Source organism: Desulfobacula sp. (genome assembly GCF_030611305.1).
Lineage (GTDB): Bacteria > Desulfobacterota > Desulfobacteria > Desulfobacterales > Desulfobacteraceae > Desulfobacula.
In genome coordinates, this window is record NZ_JAUWQB010000010.1 from 23,997 (window position 1) to 42,893 (window position 18,897).

An 18,897-nucleotide genomic window follows, 5' to 3' on the forward strand; every position below is an offset into this window, starting at 1 on the left:
TTAAAGCCATTCAACATCATTTGAGGAAAATTGTAGAACCACCTTTTTCCCAGGATAGAGATCAAGGCTGCTGATTTGATCGGAGGTCAATCTGAGAACAAAGGAAAGATCGTGAATAGAGATGAAGGCCATGATATGTTCAGTTTGCTTTTCCAGGAGCATTGAAACGATATGGCCGGACAGTTGATTCAGAATGCCATTGTCCGGTTGTTTTTCAAGTGCAATGGAAATATTTTTTTTTCTGATAATGGCAGTACATGTTTTTGGGGCAGGGGCTTTTAGGGTGATGATCTGTCCGTCATCAAGCTTTTTTACAAGGTTTTTTTTATTTGTTTTTTCATCCGATTTTACAAAGGGTCCGGTAATAATGTTTTCCATGCCTGTGGAAAATATGTTTCCTTTAAAGATGGAAAGCTGTTTGTCACTGATGGAATAGAGCCATTGCAGATCATGGCTTGCAATGACAAGGGTGGCCCCCCAATTATCCCTGGCTTTCAAGGATGCTTTGCGGATCAGTTCAGCACTTTCAGTGTCAACACTTGCAATGGGTTCATCAAGGAGCAGAACTTCGGGTTTTAGGATAAGCCTGGCAGCCATGGCAACCCTTTGAGCTTCTCCACCTGACAATTCGTGCCATTTTCTATGGGCAAATTTTTGATAATCAAGCCCGACATTTAAAAGCGCTTTTTTTACCCTCTCTTTGAGGTGGGTTTTGTCTTTTCTGATTTTCAGACCATAGGCAATATTTTCAAAAACTGTCCGTTTTAAGAGATAGGGTTTCTGGGTCAGAAGCGTCACCTTTGACCGGACGGTTGGTGAAAAGGGAAGTTCCAGATTTCCTTTATAAAAGATATGTCCCCGGGTTGGTTTCCGGGCAAAAGCCAAAAGTTTTAAAAGCGTGCTTTTGCCGCTGCCATTTGGCCCGATAAGACCTGTGATCGAGCCTTTTTCAATTTTAAGGTCATTAATATCGAGCACTTTTGTGTTTCCATAATAGTGATGGATATCTTGTAAATGGTATGCTAATTTTTTTTTTGTCATTGCTTCCTTAAAAAAGACAGGGAAAGGTTCACAATAAAGGCAATGGTGATTAAAACAAGCCCCAGGGCAATGCCATCGGCAAACTGACCCTTGTTTGTTTCAAGGGCAATGGCTGTTGTGATCGTCCGGGTGTGGTACTTGATATTGCCGCCGACCATCATTGATATGCCGACTTCGGTTAACACCCTGCCATAGGCTGTGACCGCCCCTGCCAGGATACCGAACCTGACCTCCCAAAGACAGGTGGCAATGATATGACGTCTGCCTGCACCAAGGGAGACAAGGGTCAGTTTTAGGTCATGGTCAATGTTTTCAATGGTGGAAGCAGTAATCGCGGTTACAATTGGGAAGGCAAGGATGGTCTGGCCTATTGCAATTCCTGTCAGGGTGAAAAGCAGACCCAGTTCGCCCAAGGGGCCCTGTCGCGAAATAAATGCATAAACGGCAAGGCCGATGAAAACAGTTGGGAGGGCAAGCATGGTATCAAGAATCGTTCTTAAATGCTTTTTGCCTTTAAAGTCAAAATATCCAAGAAGAAAGCCGCAGGGCAGACCTGCTCCAATGCTCAAGACCATGGAGCCCGTGGATACTTTTATTGTTGCCCAGACCGCAGTCCAGGTTGAGCTGTCGCCGTATAGCAGAAGCTCGATGGCTTTGATAAAGCCTGCAACAATAAAATCCATAAACTCCTTTAATTATTTTGCGTTTGGTATAAACAGATTTTTGCCAAGAAGCCTGAAGTTTTTTATCAAATCCTGGGTATTTTGTGAAGCCATCCAGTCTGAGAATTTGAGCGCCAGATCATATTTGACGTTCGGACAGTTTTTCGGATCAAGTGTTAATACGCTGTATTGATTCAAAAGGATGTTGTCTCCTTCAACCAGAATCTTTAACGGGGCATTGCCGCCATTCCAGGACTGGTATTTAATGTATGTGCCTCTGTCTGTCATGGTATATCCATCCCTTTCCCGGGCAACATTGATGGTGGCAAGCATGCCCTGTCCTGTCTGGACATACCATTTTTCTTTGTCAGGCAGCTGGATACCGGCGTTTTCCCACAGGAGTTTTTCTTTTTTATTGGTTCCGGAATCATCACCTCGGCTCATGAACATGGCCTGTCTGCTTTCGATCGATTTGAGGGCATCGGATATGCTTTTGCCTTTTATGCCGGCCAGATCATTTTCAGGCCCTATGATAACAAAATCATTATACATGATTTCTCTCCTGTCTTTTCCGTATCCATTTGCCATATATTTTTTTTCTGCGGGCGGGGCGTGAATCAGCAGAACGTCAACATCACAGTTCTGGCCAAGCTTTAATGCCTTACCCGTTCCCGTGGCAGTCCATTTCAGGGAAATCCCGGTTTCTTTTTCAAAGTGGGGGATAAGATAATCCAGAAGGCCTGTATTATCCGTGCTTGTGGTGGTTGCCATCATCAGGCTTTTGCTCTGGGCCTGTGCGCTGACGGCAAGGAACATTGTGAAGATAACAGCTAAGGTATAGGTAAAAATTCTCTTTTTGTTCATTTTCAAGTCTCCAATAAAGTTTTTTAAAATTTATTTGTCGAAATGAGGTTTGAATATGTTAATATTAGGGAAGAGTCAACAATATATTTGAATATCTTTAAGAAAAAGAAAAATACTTACCGATACAAACCAATAATTACAATATTATCGATCTTTTAAGAAAAGACTATGATATTCATCTTCAGAAAGATGCTGTTTCAATTTGTCATTAATAAACAGGTATATTTCTTCGAGTTCCTGATCAGGCAGCCTTGGGAGAATTGTTTTTAAAAATGAATCTTCAGAGAATTTTTGAAGATAAAACATAATGGTTTCTTCATCTGTTTCCCGATTAAGGCCAAAAGCCCCCAGACCTTTATATTTCTGAACAAAATTGTGTGTATCCTTTTTCATATAAGTAAATCCTTTATTGGTTAATGATGACGTCTGTATTTTCCCATATGGATACTCATCTACTGTGGCTGGCAGCTATTATCCAAACAATAAGGCAGCATTTTTACCCAGTATTTGTTCCTTTTGAAGGGGAGTGATGTTTGAATTGTCAATATCCTTGAAATACCTGTCAGGTGTCAGCAACGGAAAATCCGTCCCAAAAAGAACCTTGTCTACTACTCCCGCATCAACCGCGATGTCATAGATTTGTGAATCATATAAAAAAGGGGAGGCAGCTGTGTCATACCAGATATTTTTTAAGGTGCCTTTTGTCTCTTTTTTCATAATATTGTAAAACAAAATTCCCCCTCCCCAGTGGGCCAGGATAATTTTATTGTCAGGAAAGGTTTTGGCAAGCGTGTATATCTGCTCCAGGGTGATGGGTGTTTTACCGGGATATTTGTGTCCTACCGGTTCATTGGTGTGGATCATGCAGGGCAGGTCACCTTTATCTCTTAAAACGGCCATGACAGGATCAAGGAATGCCAGAGCCTCTTTGTTAATCCCGGAAAGGTAGAATGCCAGTTCTCCTGCACCGCAAAGACCGGCATCAATACATCTTTGGGTTTCGTCAGCTGCACCATCCCAGGACGCATTGAAACAGGCAAGACCCTTAATTCGGTCCGGGTGTTTTAGTACCGACTCAATGATGATGTTATTGTTTAGTTTTGTATGGTCAGGGTTTCGCCAGGGGAATCCGCAAATAACAGAGATATCAATTTGATATATGTCCATTGATTCTATTAAATCATCAATATTACTGATTTTAGCTTCAGGCGAATTATAAAGCAGCTTGAATTCAGGCTCATTATCAAAGTATTCGGAACGGTCCTGTTTGATTTTTTTTGGAAAAATATGGGTGTGTGTATCAATAATCATGTAAATTATCCTAAATAACAGGGTTAGATATTGAAAAATATCATAGGGCAATATATATTAATTATTTTATGCAAACAAGGGTTGAATAAAGGAGAACAATGAAATATTATCCCATATTTCTTGAGTTGAAAGGCAGGGATTGTCTTGTCGTGGGGGGTGGCAATGTCGGGGCAAGAAAGGCCGTAACCCTTGAAAAATGCGGTGCAAAGGTAAAAGTGATCAGTGATCGCTTTTCTCCTAAGTTTGATGATTTGAAAAAAACATCCATTTGTCTTGAAAAAAAAGAATATGAAAAGAAAGATATGAACGGGATGTTTCTTGTTTTTGCGGCGACCAATGATGCTGATTTGAACCAACAGATAAAAAGCGATGCTTCAATGCTCAATATTCTCTGTAACATAGCCGATGCACCCCAAAATAGTGACTTTCTGCTTCCTTCGATAGTGGACAGGGGAGATCTTATCCTGGCCATTTCAACATCCGGATCAAGTCCTGCAATGGCAAAGAGAATCAGGAAGGATCTTGAACATCAGTTTGGTCCTGAGTATGCTCAATTGTTATTTTTGATGGGGAATATTCGCAAAAAACTTTTATCATCAGGGCATGCCCCGAATGAACATAAAGAGATATTCCATACCCTCATTGAGAAAGGGATTCTTGAACTGATCGAAGCAAATGATGCAATAAACATAAACGCGGTCTTATGTGATGTTCTTGGAAAGCAATATTCATATCAAGATCTTGTTTCTTCAAGGAGCGATGAATGAGTCTTCAAACTGCGGATATGGTGTTACAGCTGACAACCGTGCTCTATTTCATAAGCATGGCAGGATATCTGCTGTTTTTGTTTAAACAAAAATCAATGTATCAAAAAACAGCCTTTCGCCTGATTACAACAGCCATTGTGTTTCATTTTATCAGCATGATGATCTACACGATAGCAACCCGGCATGCGCCCATACAGAACTTATCCCAGAGTTTATCCGCAGCAGCACTTGCTCTGGGCTGCATGTTTCTGTTTTTCCAATACAAATTTGATCTTAAAATTCTCGGGGTTTTTGCTTCAGCATTGTTATCTGCCATTATGCTGGCGGTATTGATGATTCCCGATGCACCGGTTGAAAGTAATGCTGTTTTTAAAGGGTTCTGGTTTTACTCCCACATTATCCTGGTGCTTACAGGCGAGGCTGCCCTTGGGCTGGCCTGCGGAACCGGGATATTATACCTGTTGCAGGAAAAAGGGATCAAGACAAAAAGTCCCGGCTTCTTTTTTAAGCGCCTGCCGTCATTGGATTTTCTGGATAATGTCGGGTATACTTGTTTAACCACGGGATTTGCCCTGCTTACAATCGGCCTTGTGACAGGGTTTATCTATGCAAAAATCATCTGGGGCACATTCTGGAGCTGGGATCCCAAAGAAGTATTTTCTGCCGGCACCTGGCTGGTTTATGCGGCTTTGCTGCATCTTCGCCTTTATTCGGGATGGCGCGGCAGAAAATCAGCCATAATGACCATAATCGGCTTTTTTATCATTATGTTCACGTTTCTTGGGGTCAATATGCTGTTGGGCGGTCATCACCAGGCCTTTACAAAATAAAGAAAGAACAATGTCAAAAATTATTTTAATCGGCATAAATCATAAAACCGCGCCCGTGGAACTCAGGGAGAAACTCTCTTTTTCCGATGAAGAGACCTTAAAAGCCCTTGAATTTTTAAAACAGGATGAAGACATTAAAGAAAGCCTTATATTTTCCACCTGTAACCGGACAGAAGTTCTATATGTTCCTGAAACCGGTGAACAGATTGATAAAATTATCGCATTTATTTCGCATCATAAGAAAGTTGACATATCCGAGTTTAAAAATTCCTTATATATTCATAAAGAGGATGATGCGATCCGGCATTTGTTCAGGGTTGCCTCAAGTCTGGATTCAATGGTGGTTGGCGAACCCCAGATTTTAGGCCAGATCAAGCAGGCCTACAGGGTTGCTGTAGAAAGCAAGGCCTCAGGCGTGCTGCTGAATCGGCTGATGCACAAGACTTTCAGTATTGCAAAAAAAGTTAGAAAAGAAACAGGGATTGGTGATAATGCAGTTTCCATCAGCTATGCTGCCATTGAACTTGCCAATAAAATTTTTTCGGATTTATCCCAAAAGAGTGTCATGCTGCTGGGGGCCGGTGAAATGGCGGAACTGGCTGTGGAACACCTGATATCCAATAAAGTTAAAGATATTGTGGTGGCAAATCGAACCTTTAAAAATGCAGTGGATCTTGCCCAAAAATTCAATGGTCAGGCTGTTAAATTTGAAGAAAGGGAAGACGCATTAAAAGACGTTGATATTATTATCAGCTCAACCGGTGCAACAGATTATGTGTTGACACAAAACCAAGTCAAACGGGTCATGAAAAAAAGGCGTCATCATACGCTTTTTTTCATTGATATTGCCGTTCCAAGGGACATTGACCCGAAAATTAACACGATTTCCAACGCCTATGTTTATGATATCGATGATTTGAAAAATATTGTCGAGTCAAATATTGAGCAACGGGGGAAAGAGACGGTTAAAGCTGAAAGATTTATCGAAGTAGCCGTGTTAAAATTTCGCAAATGGCTGGAAAGCCTTGCCGTTGTGCCGACGATTAAGGCACTGAACGATAAAATGTCTTCCATAGTTGAAATTGAATGTAAAAAAACCCTTTCAAATCTGAACCATTTTTCACAAGAAGATATTGAGGCAATCAAACGCATGACCCGGGCCATTGCAACCAGAACCATTCATGACCCCATCCTTTTTTTGCGTAATACCGGTGACCATAGAGATGATTCCCTTTACCTCAATGTTACACGACAATTATTTAACCTGGATATACCCGAAGAAGAATAGTCAAAGATTTTGTTATTTGCTTTACCAACAATTGGAATCCTTCCATATTAATTCTTTACATTTTATTAAATTCAAGTATAGTATCAAATTTCGGATATTCTTGTATATTAAGAAAAAGGGCAAACATAATGAAAAAAGAAGATTTAGATTTTTTTAAAAATCTTTTAGATGACAGGCTTCATGAACTCCTTTCCAATGCTGACAGCACTGTAACCGGTATGACCAAACCAAAAGAGAATTTTCCCGATCCAACGGACAGGGCTGCCCATGAAGCTGAGAGAAATTTTGAACTCCGTATAAGAGATCGTGAACACAAATTGATCAAGAAAATCAAAAAAGCACTTGTGCGTATCGGAAACCAAACATTTGGAGTATGTGAGGTTTGTGAGGAACAGATCTCCATTAAACGGCTTAAGGCACGACCTGTCACTACCCTGTGTATTGACTGTAAAACACGTGAAGAGGATATGGAGAAGGCTCTTGGCGTTTAGCAGATGCAAGATAGCTCATTGATTGACCTTCATGTACATTCTACAGCTTCGGATGGGTCGTTTTCTCCCCTAGAAATTATAACTCTGGCAAAAAAGGCCGGACTCAGAGCCATTTCTATAACAGATCATGATACAATAGATGGTATCAAGGAAATCTTAAAAAGTCCCTTAACAACTTGCCCGGAATTTATTACCGGAGTTGAAATCAGTTGCGAGCCGCCATCCAGATTCAAGGATGTGGGAAGTGTTCATCTGTTGGGATATGGGTTCAGCGTTTATGATAAAAATCTCAATGTTATTCTTGATGATGCGAAAAAGGCCAGAGTCCAAAGAAATCCGAAAATTATTGAAAAATTAAACAGCCTTGGATTCAACATCAGCATTGAGCAGGTGGAAAAGCGCTTTGGTGCGAACCAGACCGGTCGTCCTCACATTGCAGAACTCATGAAGGAACTGGGATATGTAAAAACCTTCAGGGAAGCGTTTGATAAGTATCTTGGCAAAAGCGGACCCGCTTATGTGGATAAATATAAAGTGTCCTGTCAGCAGGCAATTCAAACGATTCTTGAGGCAGGCGGGATTCCTGTCCTGGCACATCCAGGATTGCTGAGGTTTAATAAAACTCATCAACTGGAAAATTTTATTGATACCCTTATCTCCTATGGCCTTGTAGGCATAGAGGTTTATTATACCGACCATGACGCCTCATTGACATCTTTTTATCAAGAACTTGCAAACCAAAAGGGCATGATGATGACAGGCGGCTCTGATTTCCATGGGATATTTAATGAAGGAGTTCATATCGGTTCGGGTAAAGATAATCTCAACATCGGATACTCTTTATTTAAAGCATTAAATAACCGTTTGGAAGAAACAAAAAAAAAATATACAAATTTAAGCATCCTTGAAAAGAATATCGGATATTCATTTAAAGACAAATCATTATTGAATAATGCAATGTGCCACAGGTCTTATTTAAATGAAAATCAGGATTCATGCTCTTCTGATAATGAGCGGCTTGAGTTTTTGGGGGATGCCGTTTTAGGGTTATGCATCGGGCACGTGTTGATGGAAAAGAGCCCGTTAGAAAAAGAAGGAGAGCTTTCAAAGCAAAGATCCAATCTCGTCAGTGAACCTGCCCTTGCCGATATGGCAAGGTTTATAGACCTTGGCAGATTTATCCGGCTTGGAAAAGGGGAAGCATTTTCCAGGGGATTTGATAAAAATTCCATACTGTCCGATACCTTTGAAGCTGTTATTGCAGCTATTTATCTGGATGCGGGGTTTGATACAGCATACCGGTTGACCCATGATCTTTTCAGTGAAAGCCTTGAAAAAATTCTGTCAAATGAAAAGATTGTTGATTATAAGAGCATATTGCAGGAATTTGCCCAGGAGCATGGTGCAATAATACCCCAATATGTTATCCTCAATGAGACCGGCCCTGATCATGATAAAACGTTTGAGATCAGTTTAAATCTTTTTGGTATCGAGTCCAAAGGTCTTGGGAAAACAAAAAAAGCAGCAGAGCAGGATTCTGCTAAAAAAGCCTTAAAGATTCTTAAAAAAATAAATCCCTGATGACTTGATTGGAGGTTTCCCTTATGGATCAGACAATCAAACCCCTTGTTATACCGGTATTCATTCCTCATTCAGGATGTCCTCATCAATGTGCATTCTGTAATCAATCCATTATTACCAACCAGAAAGAAAGACTGCCGGATAAAACAGCCATTCATCAAACTGTGACACAGTATTTACAGTATAAAGGCAAGCGTGAACAGGTGGAGCTTGCTTTTTTCGGAGGAAATTTTTTGGGGCTGGCGCATGAAACCATCATTCAATTACTTGATCTGATCCAGCCCTATATCCATACAAAAAAAATTGGCGGTATACGGTTTTCCACCCGACCGGATACCATCACCCGACAGGCACTTGATCTGGTCAACCCATACAATATATCTGCCATTGAACTGGGTGTCCAGTCCATGAACGATGAGATTTTGTTGAATTCAAACAGGGGCCACACCGGCAAGGATACGATAAGCGCCATACACTTGTTGAAAGAATATTCATTCAAGATCGGTGTCCAGGTAATGGTGGGGTTGCCGGGTGATTATGAGGATTCATTGTTTGAAAGTACAAAAAAAGTGGCACAACTTACTCCTGATTTTGCCAGAATTTATCCATTGATGGTTTTGAAAGGCAGTCTCATGGAGCAATGGTATCAAAAGGGCAGGTATCAGCCGCTCAGCCTTGAAGAGAGTATCAGGCTTGTTAAAAAAATGGTTCAAATATTTAAAGCGGCTAAGGTCGATGTTATTCGCATGGGACTGCAGGCTTCCGGCATGATGGAAGATGAATCAATGGTGCTTGCCGGGCCATGGCACCCTGCATTTGGGCATCTTGTTTTATCTGAGCTTTTTTATGATAGAGTCTGTAGGAAGATAGACAGGTCACCTGACCTGCTGAGATCAGAAAGGCTTGCCTTAACCGTTCATCCAAAATCAGAGTCGCGGCTGAGAGGAGACAAAAATATTAATTTAAAAAGGCTTGGCGAGCGATATCCATCTTTAAAGTTTTTAATTCGCCTGGATGCAGCAATGTCAGCTGACCAGGTAGGTATCAGCCAGGCGAATCCTAAATTCCTTCTTTAAAAAGATCTTCGGAATCAGAAGCCGTATCCGGTTTTGGTGTATATTCGGTCGGCACGGTGCCTTCCTTAAAGCATTCAAAGATTGTCTCTTCAGATTCTTCAATGGGAAGCAGTCCTGTTTTGGCATCAATTTTTGCAAAAACGATGCCCTCTGGAACATTAAAGGTACTGGCAGGTTTTCCTTCCAACGCATTTTTCATAAATTCAAGCCAGATGGGACTGGCTGCTCTTGATCCGGTCTCTCCTTTTCCAAGAGAGGCTTCCTGGTCAAGTCCGACCCAGACACCTGTAGTGTATCTCGGTGTATAGCCCATGAACCAGGCATCAAACAGATTGTTTGTTGTTCCTGTTTTTCCTGCAACAGGGCGTTTAAGGGCTTTAATTCTCCAGCCTGTCCCTGATTTTATAACACTTTCCATGATATTGGTCATGATATAGGCCGTACTCATATCAATGACTTTTTTTCGAATCAGTTTGGAGGTTTCAAGTAAGTTCCCGTCTCGGTCATAAATTTTTGTGATAAATACAGGCTCAACCAGATAGCCCAGGTTTGGGAAAACAGAATAAGCATTGACAAGTTCAAGCAACGAAAGCCCAGATGATCCAAGTGCAGTGGATAAATCCTGACTGATATCTGATGCAATTCCAAGGTTTCGGGCATAATCGGTTATATAATCTATTCCGATATCCTGAAGAATTTTAATGGTGACAACATTTCTTGATTTTACAAGGGCGTTACGGAACAGGGTCGGGCCAAAAAATTTTTCTTTGTAATTGCGGGGTTTCCATATAAAATCACGTTCCGTGTCTTCATAGACAACAGGGGAATCTATGATGACACTTGCAGCCGTATATCCCTTATCAAGGGCCGCAGCATAAATAATGGGTTTGAATGCGCTTCCCGGCTGGCGCCTGGATTGATAAGCCCGGTTAAACTGACTATTTCTGTAATCGCGTCCACCAATCATGGCTTTTACATGACCGGTTTCCGCCTCAATGCTCAGCAACGCAGACTGGGCGACGGGTTCCTGCTCCAGAGTGAACTCAAACTCATTGTTTTCAACGATGTCATTGACCGCTTTAACCATAATGATATCCCCGGGCTTAAAAACCTGGGAAGGTTTTTTAACTTTGGCTTCATAATAAGCGACTTCAAGGTCTGGTTCTCTGGCCCATGTCATGGTTTCAAGCTTAATTATACCGTGAAAATTTCCTACTCTGACCCTGGTGACACCTTTTTTATCATCAATACTTAGTACAACCCCCTGATAGGTATTTCCTTTTTTCAGCAGCTGATTGTCGAGTTTTTCTGAAATGTTTGCGCAGAAATCCTCTATTTGAAGGGCAGGGATGCTTTTCAACGGACCTCGATACCCCGTTCGCCTGTCGAGTTCAATCAGACCTTTGTTTACGGCATCCCTTCCGATTTTCTGGAGTTCAATATTGACGGCTGTGTGTATCTGAAGGCCCTGTTTGTATAGAGCATCTTTGCCGTAATGTTTTTCAACATATCGTCTGACATGCTCGGTATAACAGGGGACTCTTTCAATAAACCAGTTTTTTCTGGGTTTGATATCCAGTTTGAGATCAATGGCTTCTGTGACATCAAGATTTGTGATAAGACCATCTTCCTTCATCCGGTTCAGTACATAAATCTGTCGCTGTTTAGCCCGGTCGGGAAATCTGAAAGGAGAATATCTGCTGGGTGCCTGGGGCAGGCCTGCCAGCATTGAACATTCTGCTATATTAAGATCTTTTGTATGTTTTCCAAAATAGTTTTCAGATGCCGCTTCCACGCCGTACGCCCCGTGACCCAGATATATCTGGTTTAGATAAAGAAAAAGGATTTCATCTTTTGTGAATTTTTTTTCAATCCTGTAAGCAAGCATAGCTTCTTTAAATTTTCTTTCATAGGTCCGTTCCGGGGTCAACAAAAAAGATTTAGTGACCTGCTGGGTGATCGTGGAGCCGCCCTGGACAATGGTGCCAGCTTTAAAGTTTTTTAAAAATGCTCTGAATATGGAAAGAATATCAATGCCGGGGTGTTCCCTGAACCTTGAATCCTCTGCTGCCACAAAAGCGTTGATCAGATTTTCCGGCATTTCAGATAAAGGGATGACAACCCTTCTTTCCTCATAAAATTCTCCGATTTTCCTTCCATCATCTGAAAACACACTGGTCACAGTGGCAGGGCTGTAATCTTTCAAGGTGTTTATTTTCGGCAGATCACGGCTGAGATAATAGTAAAGTCCGGCAAGGCCTGCACAACCCAGAAGTCCTGAGATAATAAATAAAATAAAAAACCACTTGAAAAGGGAAAGAACAATACTTTTTTGCTTTTTTTTGCTTCTCTGTTTCAGTATCTCGGATTTGCTTTTTCTTTTTGCCATAACATCCTGAAAAATATTTAAATATTTAATGTTTTTTTAGATGGTTATTATCAGATTACTTGTGTTATGGCAATACTTATGGAGCTGCAAAACAGGGTGATCGCAAATAGATTTGATTACGATTGTCAGAAAATAAAGTTGAACGCCTTGAATGAGGGGCGGAGGTACGACGTCCCTCTCTATTCAAATGTTATTGATTATATTGATGTCCTTTACATATTTCAACTCGACCTTTATTGGCCCTCCTGGCCGATTGAATGCCGGGTTAGGGCTGTGTTGCGGTTGAACTATCGACTCGGTTGGAAAGCCCATCTTTAGCTACCTGGAGCAACTGCATTACCAATTCAGTTTTAAGGACGATACCGAGGCCGATTGTCTGCTTTACGCCCAGTGAATATTCAACAGGCATCGTTGTTAGCTCAGCGTTCTTGATCATTGTTTGGGTCACCACCCCGAGCAGTCGATACTTTCCGGCTACAACAACAAAGACTGGACTGCCGCTAGAACCTGGGAATACTTGAGCGTCAATCAGAACCTGCTTCAAGCCATTGAAATCGACGGATGGCAATGTGGCGAGATAGCCTTTCCTCAAGATGGGGAGGTTGTGCGCCGTGTCAAAGCGGTTATCTGGATAGCCAACGAAAGAAACTTCTGTCCCAGGCAACAGTTTGGTGAGATCGATTTCCTCTGTGAACTCGCAGTGAAGATGTTTGGAATAGACGCCATGGCTTGGCCCGGCAAAAGCACTCACGTTGATGCAGGCTAAGTCGATTTTATCGTCAGGATGACTATAGTAGTGCTCTGAAAAATTCTGAATTACGATGGGGAGAACTTGTCCGAGATCTGGCTCATCTACCCCGTTCTTGAGCTTATGAAAATTCAAAATAATGGTCCGGTGTGGGTCGCCGAATACATGCTTATTCGATACCAAGAAATGTCCTACCATTCCTTCTTGTCGTAATGGCATGTTAAATAAGAAGCCCGTGCCAATTGAACTGGACTTCCCGTCTGAACTTGGAATTGTGATCCTCAAAGTCGTAAAGAATACTTGGTTCTCAAACTTGCTCAAGTCCATGTGATTCCCTTCGCTGCTAACAAGTAATTAAGCGGTTGTCCGTATATCACTCTAAATATTGATAATTAACCGCATATCTTTAAAATATGGGGCATATCTGACTATGTAAACTAAAAGAAATCTGAATCAAAATATCGTATCAATATTTCTGAAGCCTGTAAAGGCATTTCGATTGATCAACTTTGGTGGAAATATAATTGATTCAGAAAGGATATACCGGAATGTTTTTTATTGGAGACTTGACGTAACAAAAATGACAAACCCCCATTAAGGTAGTTACATCAACATTATTTTTGTTAAAATCTATAATCTATTTAGTTCGTTTAAAATGATCTGTTTAAAATAGATTGAAAAAAACCAACCTTCCATTTATCATTAAAAAACATATAGATCTTGGTTGTCTGAATTTTTAACCCTATTCAAGGAAATATTCATGGTGGTCGGAACTGGCAAAATCAAATTTAAACTGTACGGTGTCAGTTCCTTGAAGGAAAAACGCAGTATCGTTAAATCCATTATCAACCGAATTAAAAACAAGTTCAATATCTCCATTGCCGAAACAGACTATAATGACAGTCATTCGTGGGCTCAAATCGGGTTTTCAATCATCGGCAACGATCCAAGGGTGGTGAATTCAAAGCTGGACAAGGTATTTAATTTGGCCGATGATATTGGCCTTGCACAGATTACGGACACTCAAATTGAAATTATTCATCTATAAATTGTTGCCGAATGTATTAAATTTTACAAGCGCTGTTTCTGTAGAGGAGGTGGGAAACCCTGTTCAGCTGCAGCCTTATACTTGCTGAAAACATAAGGTTCATAAATGGTCGGGTTATCCTGGAGTTCACCCAGCCTGGCATCTATTTCCCTTCTTTTTATATCTATTTTCCAATTGCTCCAGTCTTCCAGGGATTCCCATTTGCTGATCACAACCACTCTGTTTGTATTTTCAGCACAAATCAGAGTTTCTCCTGAAATATAGCCTTTTTGATGCATGGCATTGAAACGGAGATTTTTCAGCAGTGAAAAAAAATGTTTTTCCTTGCCTTCACGAACGTTCCTTTTAATAATGACTTTTACAAGCATGATACCCCCTTCTTAAGTCTGTTTTTTGAATCAGAGTTGATTTTATCTTGCATCAACTCACACCATGTAATTTTTTGATCAAAAAAAGATATAATCTGCTGAGTAGAGATCAATTGAGATTTGAGATCGTGCTTATTCTTAATTGAAGTTGCTCTTTAGTAGTCTGCATTGAATATAGATAAAATTTAACACATGAATGAATTTAATGCAATGTAACAACCATCTTTAAGCAGGGTCAGCACATGTAAATATTAAACGGTTCCTACCAAAGATGAAATATTTATCCTGCATATCCAACAGGCATGATCAGCAGGGGTTCGTGTAAGCGGGGTATCTTCATAGCCTTAATGAGCTTATTATCATGAAATGCTCCGACGATTCCGGCCTTGAGTCCCAGAGCTTCTGCCTGGAGAAAAAGATTTTGACCTATATGGCCTGCTTCAATCATCGCATATCGAACACCTCGTTCCCTATATTTAACGGTCACTCGGCTATACTCTGCAGTAATAACAAGATTAAGCGGTGCTTTGGCCATCCACATCTGGGAAAAAGCGGCCCTGGCGACACTATCTCTCAAGTCTTGTTTTGTCACCCATGACACCATGTGCCTTCTGACTTCATAGTGATAAACGCCGGCTTCAATCTGTTCTACACTGTCTTGTCCTACAACAGCATAGACATCCATGGGATACAGTGCCCCTGCTGAAGGGCTACTCCGCTTGAATCCGTTGTTTTCAGTAATACCCTGGGCAGACCATAACAGCTGGGCGAATTGATCTAAACTTAAAATCTGCGGTTTATACGACCGGACGGTCCTTCGTTGTTTGATCGCCGTCTCTACTGCGATCGTTCCTTCTGTTTTAGCTGGTGGCAGTTTCATGACATCCCCTTGATATGGCTCGTTGTTTTTTGAAATTGCCTGTCTCAAAGGCCAGGATGAGGCAATACCAAAAGCAGCAACCCAATTCAAAAAACAGGCTAAGATCTTTCTTCGTTCTTTTTTGAAATTCATTTTAACCCTTGCATGTATTTTAAATTCAACAATACAATTACTGTTATCATGTTTTCAATATGATATCTTAAAAATATTAAAGGTGTCATAAAATCATGTCAGTTCGCAGCAGGGATAATCCTTGAAAAAAAGATTTCTTTTCACTTTAAAAGATGATATATTGCAGCCGAATTTTGAACCGCGGGATCTGTTCCGGTGGTTTTTTTATTTAATGAAAAGGAAATAAAACAACAATGATTTGCGCAACCAACGTTACCCTCGCCTATGGCAAGAGGGTTTTGTTCAAAGACGTCAATATAAAGTTTACACCGGGAAACAGCTACGGACTCATCGGCGCCAACGGCGCAGGGAAGTCCACATTCTTAAAGATTCTTGCCGGGGATATCGAATCGGACACAGGAACCATCTCAGTAGGGCCCAGAGAGCGAATCGCGGTTTTAAGACAGGATCACTTTGCCTTTGATGAGGATACGGTTTTAAACACTGTGATCATGGGCCATGAAAAGTTGTACAGAATTATGATGCTAAGAGATGCACTTTATGCCAAGTCTGATTTTTCCGAAGAAGACGGCATCAGGTCAGGTGAGCTTGAGCTCGAATTTGCAGAGATGAACGGCTATGAGGCAGAGTCTGAAGCGGCGGTTCTTTTAAACAGTCTGGGAATTATCGAAGAGCTGCATGAGAAAAAGATGAAGGAGCTCGAGGGCGGGGAAAAGGTTCGGGTGCTTCTTGCCCAGGCCTTGTTCGGAAACCCGGCCGTCCTGCTCCTGGACGAGCCCACCAACAACCTGGACATCAAATCCATTGCCTGGCTTGAGGGGTTTCTCTACCGGTTCAAGAACACGGTAATCGTGGTATCACATGACCGCCATTTCATGAACCAGGTGTGCACTCACATTGCAGATATTGATTTCGGTAAGATCTCTGTGTACATGGGGAATTACGATTTCTGGTACCAGGCCAGTCAGCTGAACCTGAAACAGAAACAGGCGGAAAACAAGAAGGTCACTGACCGGGCCAATGAACTGAAGGCGTTTATCCAGCGGTTCAGTTCCAACGCCTCCAAATCCAAGCAGGCCACTTCCCGGAAGAAACTTTTAGAGAAACTCACCATTGAGGACATGCCGGTGTCGTCAAGAAAATACCCGTTTATCTGCTTTAAGCCGGAACGACCCTGTGGTAATGTGATCCTGGAAGTGGACGGACTCACCAAGACCATTGATGGGGAAAAGGTATTGGATAATGTGAGTTTTATTGTGAACGGTGGAGATAAGATCGTTTTTATGAGCAAAAACAGCATGGCGAAGACCACCCTTTTTCAAATTCTGGCCGGGGAAATGGAACCTGACAGCGGTACTTTCAGGTGGGGTGTCACCATTACCCAATCCTATTTTCCCAAGGAACACAACGCTTATTTCAAAGGTGATCAAAGCCTTATCGACTGGCTTCTACAGTTCGCTCCCCCAAAGGAGAACGAGAATTTTGCCCGGACATTCCTGGGACGTATGCTTTTTTCCGGAGATGATGCCACTAAAAAAATCAGCATGCTTTCGGGTGGGGAAAAGGTTCGCTGCATGCTCTCAAGGATGATGCTTTCCGAATCCAATGTCCTGATCATGGATGAACCCACCAACCACCTGGATCTGGAATCCATCACCGCCTTAAATGACAGCCTGGTCAAATTCCAGGAGGTGATTCTTTTCACCTCCCATGACCATGAGTTTGTGAACACCTTGGTAAATAGAATTATCGAAATCACCCCGGGCGGTGTCATTGATCGGCTCATGACCTTTGACGAGTATATTGAAAGCACGGAAGTTGCAAAAATTCGGGAAGCTATGATCCGGAAGGCGGCTTAAGCAACCGTATCCCAAGGGGTCAGGGTTTTTTTGCAAGCCAGATTGTGTGCCGGCTTCCTTTTTTGGATGTGTGGGCTCGCACGGTTATTGTTTCAGTCTGGAATCCACATTGCGTCAGGCGGCGGGTGAATGTCTCGTTTGCTCCGGAAGACCAGACAGCAAGAATCCCCTCGGGGCAAAGAGCAAAAAAGGATGTTTCCAGACCGGATCTGCTGTATAGGCGGTTATTGGTTTTCCGGGTAAGCCCTTCAGGGCCATTGTCCACATCGAGCAGTATGGCATCCCAAACGGATTTTTTTCTTCCGATGGTTTTTACCACATCTTCTTCTGCGACAGATACCCGGGAATCATCCAGCGGCATTTCTGCAAGGTGCCCCAGGTATTCCCGGTTCCATCTGACCACAGCCGGAATCAGTTCGGATACAATGATACGTGTGTCCGGTTTCGATTGTTCAAGTGCTGCTGCCAGGGTGAAGCCCATGCCGAGGCCGCCAATGAGAATTCTTAAGTCCGATTTTTGTTTGATACGGCTGTATGTGAGATCAGCCAGCGCATCTTCAGAACCGTGGACGCGGCTGTTCATCAGCTCTGTTCCTGCGGTTCGGATCGAGAATTCCGTACCGCGTTTCCGCAGGGTAACGTAGCCTTCATGTCCGGGAATTTTTGCCCGGTCAATTTTTTCCCAGGGGATCACACGCTTTTCCTCATGTTCTATTGTTCATTCTTTAATCTGATGAATAAATTGAGTCATAATCTTTAATACTTTTTCAGGCTGTTCAAGGTGTGGAGAGTGCCTGCAATCATCAATCAGATAAGTTTCGGCATGTTTAACATGGCTTTTAATGGAGTTAATCTGTTTTTCAGTTCCATACTGATCGTCTTTTCCCTGGATGGCAAGCATGGGAACTTTGATTCTGCATAAGTATTTTTCAATGTTCCATTTGATAAAATCAGGGTGTAGCCAGACGTCGTTCCAGCCCCTGAACGCGTTATCCGTATTTTTACCATGATATTTCTCAAGACTTTGCCTTAAGTTATGCTGTTCATAATTTATTTTTGCCTGTTGGATGCAATCCACGGTGATCTGTTCGCAGAAAACGTGGGCCGCCTCCGTGATCAGACCTTTCAGGCCTTTTGCATATGGACTGCCGGCAAAGATAGTTCCAATTGATCCACCGTCGGAATGGCCGATCAGAATATAGTTTTCTATTCGAGTTTCTTTTATAATTTCAGGCAGTATGGTTAACGCTTCTTTGTGCATGAAATTGATTTTCCATGGGGTAGGGCACGGATCTGAATTGCCGTATCCAAACCTTGAAAAAACCAGGGATGGGCAACCCGTGTTCTGGGATACCATCCGGGGGAAATCTTTCCACATTTCGGTACACCCTATGCCTTCATGCAAAAAGATCAGGGTTAGGCGATCTGTTTGTCTTTTCTGATGCCATTGTATCTCAATCTTTTTGGAACCAAGTTTTAAAAAGTCTGTCAAATTTTATGTTCCTTTCATAACATTATTAACGTATTGTTTGGTACAAGACAAACAAAAACAACTCTTGGAA

At 41.9% G+C, this 18,897-nt stretch carries 19 protein-coding genes; 8 read left to right on the forward strand and 11 right to left on the reverse strand.

Features of this window, described 5'->3' with window-relative positions; translation table 11 throughout:
• From QAI40_RS03225 to QAI40_RS03245, 5 genes are all read right to left on the reverse strand, one after another.
• Positions 1 to 1,041: an energy-coupling factor ABC transporter ATP-binding protein gene (locus QAI40_RS03225; RefSeq protein WP_299977602.1), complete on the reverse strand. Its 1,041-nt coding sequence runs from the start codon at positions 1,039 to 1,041 to the stop codon at positions 1 to 3.
• Entirely contained in the window at positions 1,038 to 1,724 is a 687-nt protein-coding gene (locus QAI40_RS03230) for an ABC transporter permease (RefSeq protein WP_299977605.1), read from the reverse strand. The genes QAI40_RS03225 and QAI40_RS03230 overlap by 4 nt, the downstream gene beginning before the upstream one ends.
• A 12-nt stretch (positions 1,725 to 1,736) precedes the next feature.
• Entirely contained in the window at positions 1,737 to 2,567 is an 831-nt protein-coding gene (locus tag QAI40_RS03235) for a substrate-binding domain-containing protein (RefSeq protein ID WP_299977608.1), read from the reverse strand.
• Positions 2,568 to 2,711: 144 nt separating this feature from the next.
• Positions 2,712 to 2,960 carry a cytoplasmic protein gene (locus tag QAI40_RS03240; RefSeq protein ID WP_299977611.1) on the reverse strand — a complete coding sequence of 83 codons (249 nt, stop codon included), beginning with the start codon at positions 2,958 to 2,960 and terminating at the stop codon, positions 2,712 to 2,714.
• 78 nt (positions 2,961 to 3,038) lie between these two features.
• Positions 3,039 to 3,878, reverse strand: coding sequence for an amidohydrolase family protein (locus QAI40_RS03245; RefSeq protein ID WP_299977614.1), 840 nt, complete (start codon positions 3,876 to 3,878; stop codon positions 3,039 to 3,041).
• A 98-nt stretch (positions 3,879 to 3,976) separates the two neighbouring features.
• Here QAI40_RS03245 and QAI40_RS03250 point away from each other — a divergent pair, with 98 nt between their 5' ends.
• The 6 genes from QAI40_RS03250 to QAI40_RS03275 all read left to right on the forward strand — a co-directional run bounded on the left by QAI40_RS03250 (position 3,977) and on the right by QAI40_RS03275 (position 9,911).
• Complete coding sequence (locus QAI40_RS03250; protein WP_299977616.1) at positions 3,977 to 4,645, forward strand: precorrin-2 dehydrogenase/sirohydrochlorin ferrochelatase family protein; 669 nt, start codon at positions 3,977 to 3,979, stop codon at positions 4,643 to 4,645.
• Positions 4,642 to 5,475 carry a cytochrome c biogenesis protein CcsA gene (gene ccsA / locus QAI40_RS03255; protein ID WP_299977619.1) on the forward strand — a complete coding sequence of 278 codons (834 nt, stop codon included), beginning with the start codon at positions 4,642 to 4,644 and terminating at the stop codon, positions 5,473 to 5,475. The genes QAI40_RS03250 and ccsA overlap by 4 nt, the downstream gene beginning before the upstream one ends.
• A 10-nt stretch (positions 5,476 to 5,485) precedes the next feature.
• Complete coding sequence (gene hemA / locus QAI40_RS03260) at positions 5,486 to 6,763, forward strand: glutamyl-tRNA reductase (RefSeq protein ID WP_299977622.1); 1,278 nt, start codon at positions 5,486 to 5,488, stop codon at positions 6,761 to 6,763.
• Between the two features lie 128 nt (positions 6,764 to 6,891).
• Positions 6,892 to 7,254, forward strand: a complete 363-nt coding sequence (gene dksA / locus QAI40_RS03265) for an RNA polymerase-binding protein DksA (protein WP_299977625.1) — start codon at positions 6,892 to 6,894, stop codon at positions 7,252 to 7,254.
• A gap of 3 nt (positions 7,255 to 7,257) precedes the next feature.
• Entirely contained in the window at positions 7,258 to 8,835 is a 1,578-nt protein-coding gene (gene rnc / locus QAI40_RS03270) for a ribonuclease III (protein ID WP_299977628.1), read from the forward strand.
• Between the two features lie 23 nt (positions 8,836 to 8,858).
• Complete coding sequence (locus QAI40_RS03275; protein ID WP_299977632.1) at positions 8,859 to 9,911, forward strand: elongator complex protein 3; 1,053 nt, start codon at positions 8,859 to 8,861, stop codon at positions 9,909 to 9,911.
• Here the strand turns inward: QAI40_RS03275 and QAI40_RS03280 are convergent.
• Positions 9,895 to 12,300, reverse strand: coding sequence for a penicillin-binding protein 1A (locus QAI40_RS03280; RefSeq protein ID WP_299977635.1), 2,406 nt, complete (start codon positions 12,298 to 12,300; stop codon positions 9,895 to 9,897). The genes QAI40_RS03275 and QAI40_RS03280 overlap by 17 nt on opposite strands.
• Positions 12,301 to 12,565: 265 nt before the next feature.
• Complete coding sequence (locus tag QAI40_RS03285; RefSeq protein WP_304511451.1) at positions 12,566 to 13,375, reverse strand: trypsin-like peptidase domain-containing protein; 810 nt, start codon at positions 13,373 to 13,375, stop codon at positions 12,566 to 12,568.
• Positions 13,376 to 13,808: 433 nt separating this feature from the next.
• On the opposite strand from QAI40_RS03285, the gene QAI40_RS03290 reads away from it, so the two are divergent.
• Positions 13,809 to 14,096 carry a DUF503 domain-containing protein gene (locus QAI40_RS03290; RefSeq protein ID WP_291347227.1) on the forward strand — a complete coding sequence of 96 codons (288 nt, stop codon included), beginning with the start codon at positions 13,809 to 13,811 and terminating at the stop codon, positions 14,094 to 14,096.
• Positions 14,097 to 14,119: 23 nt separating this feature from the next.
• Here the strand turns inward: QAI40_RS03290 and QAI40_RS03295 are convergent, their stop codons facing one another.
• Positions 14,120 to 14,464, reverse strand: coding sequence for an antibiotic biosynthesis monooxygenase family protein (locus tag QAI40_RS03295; RefSeq protein ID WP_299977645.1), 345 nt, complete (start codon positions 14,462 to 14,464; stop codon positions 14,120 to 14,122).
• Between the two features lie 280 nt (positions 14,465 to 14,744).
• Entirely contained in the window at positions 14,745 to 15,476 is a 732-nt protein-coding gene (locus tag QAI40_RS03300; protein ID WP_299977648.1) for a SagB/ThcOx family dehydrogenase, read from the reverse strand.
• Between the two features lie 233 nt (positions 15,477 to 15,709).
• Between QAI40_RS03300 and QAI40_RS03305 the strand changes: the two genes are divergently transcribed.
• Complete coding sequence (locus QAI40_RS03305) at positions 15,710 to 17,335, forward strand: ABC-F family ATP-binding cassette domain-containing protein (RefSeq protein WP_304511452.1); 1,626 nt, start codon at positions 15,710 to 15,712, stop codon at positions 17,333 to 17,335.
• A 19-nt stretch (positions 17,336 to 17,354) separates the two neighbouring features.
• Here the strand turns inward: QAI40_RS03305 and QAI40_RS03310 are convergent, their stop codons facing one another.
• Positions 17,355 to 18,029, reverse strand: coding sequence for a hypothetical protein (locus QAI40_RS03310; protein WP_299977654.1), 675 nt, complete (start codon positions 18,027 to 18,029; stop codon positions 17,355 to 17,357).
• A gap of 24 nt (positions 18,030 to 18,053) precedes the next feature.
• Positions 18,054 to 18,827, reverse strand: coding sequence for an alpha/beta fold hydrolase (locus QAI40_RS03315; protein ID WP_299977657.1), 774 nt, complete (start codon positions 18,825 to 18,827; stop codon positions 18,054 to 18,056).
• Between the last annotated feature and the right edge of the window lie 70 nt (positions 18,828 to 18,897).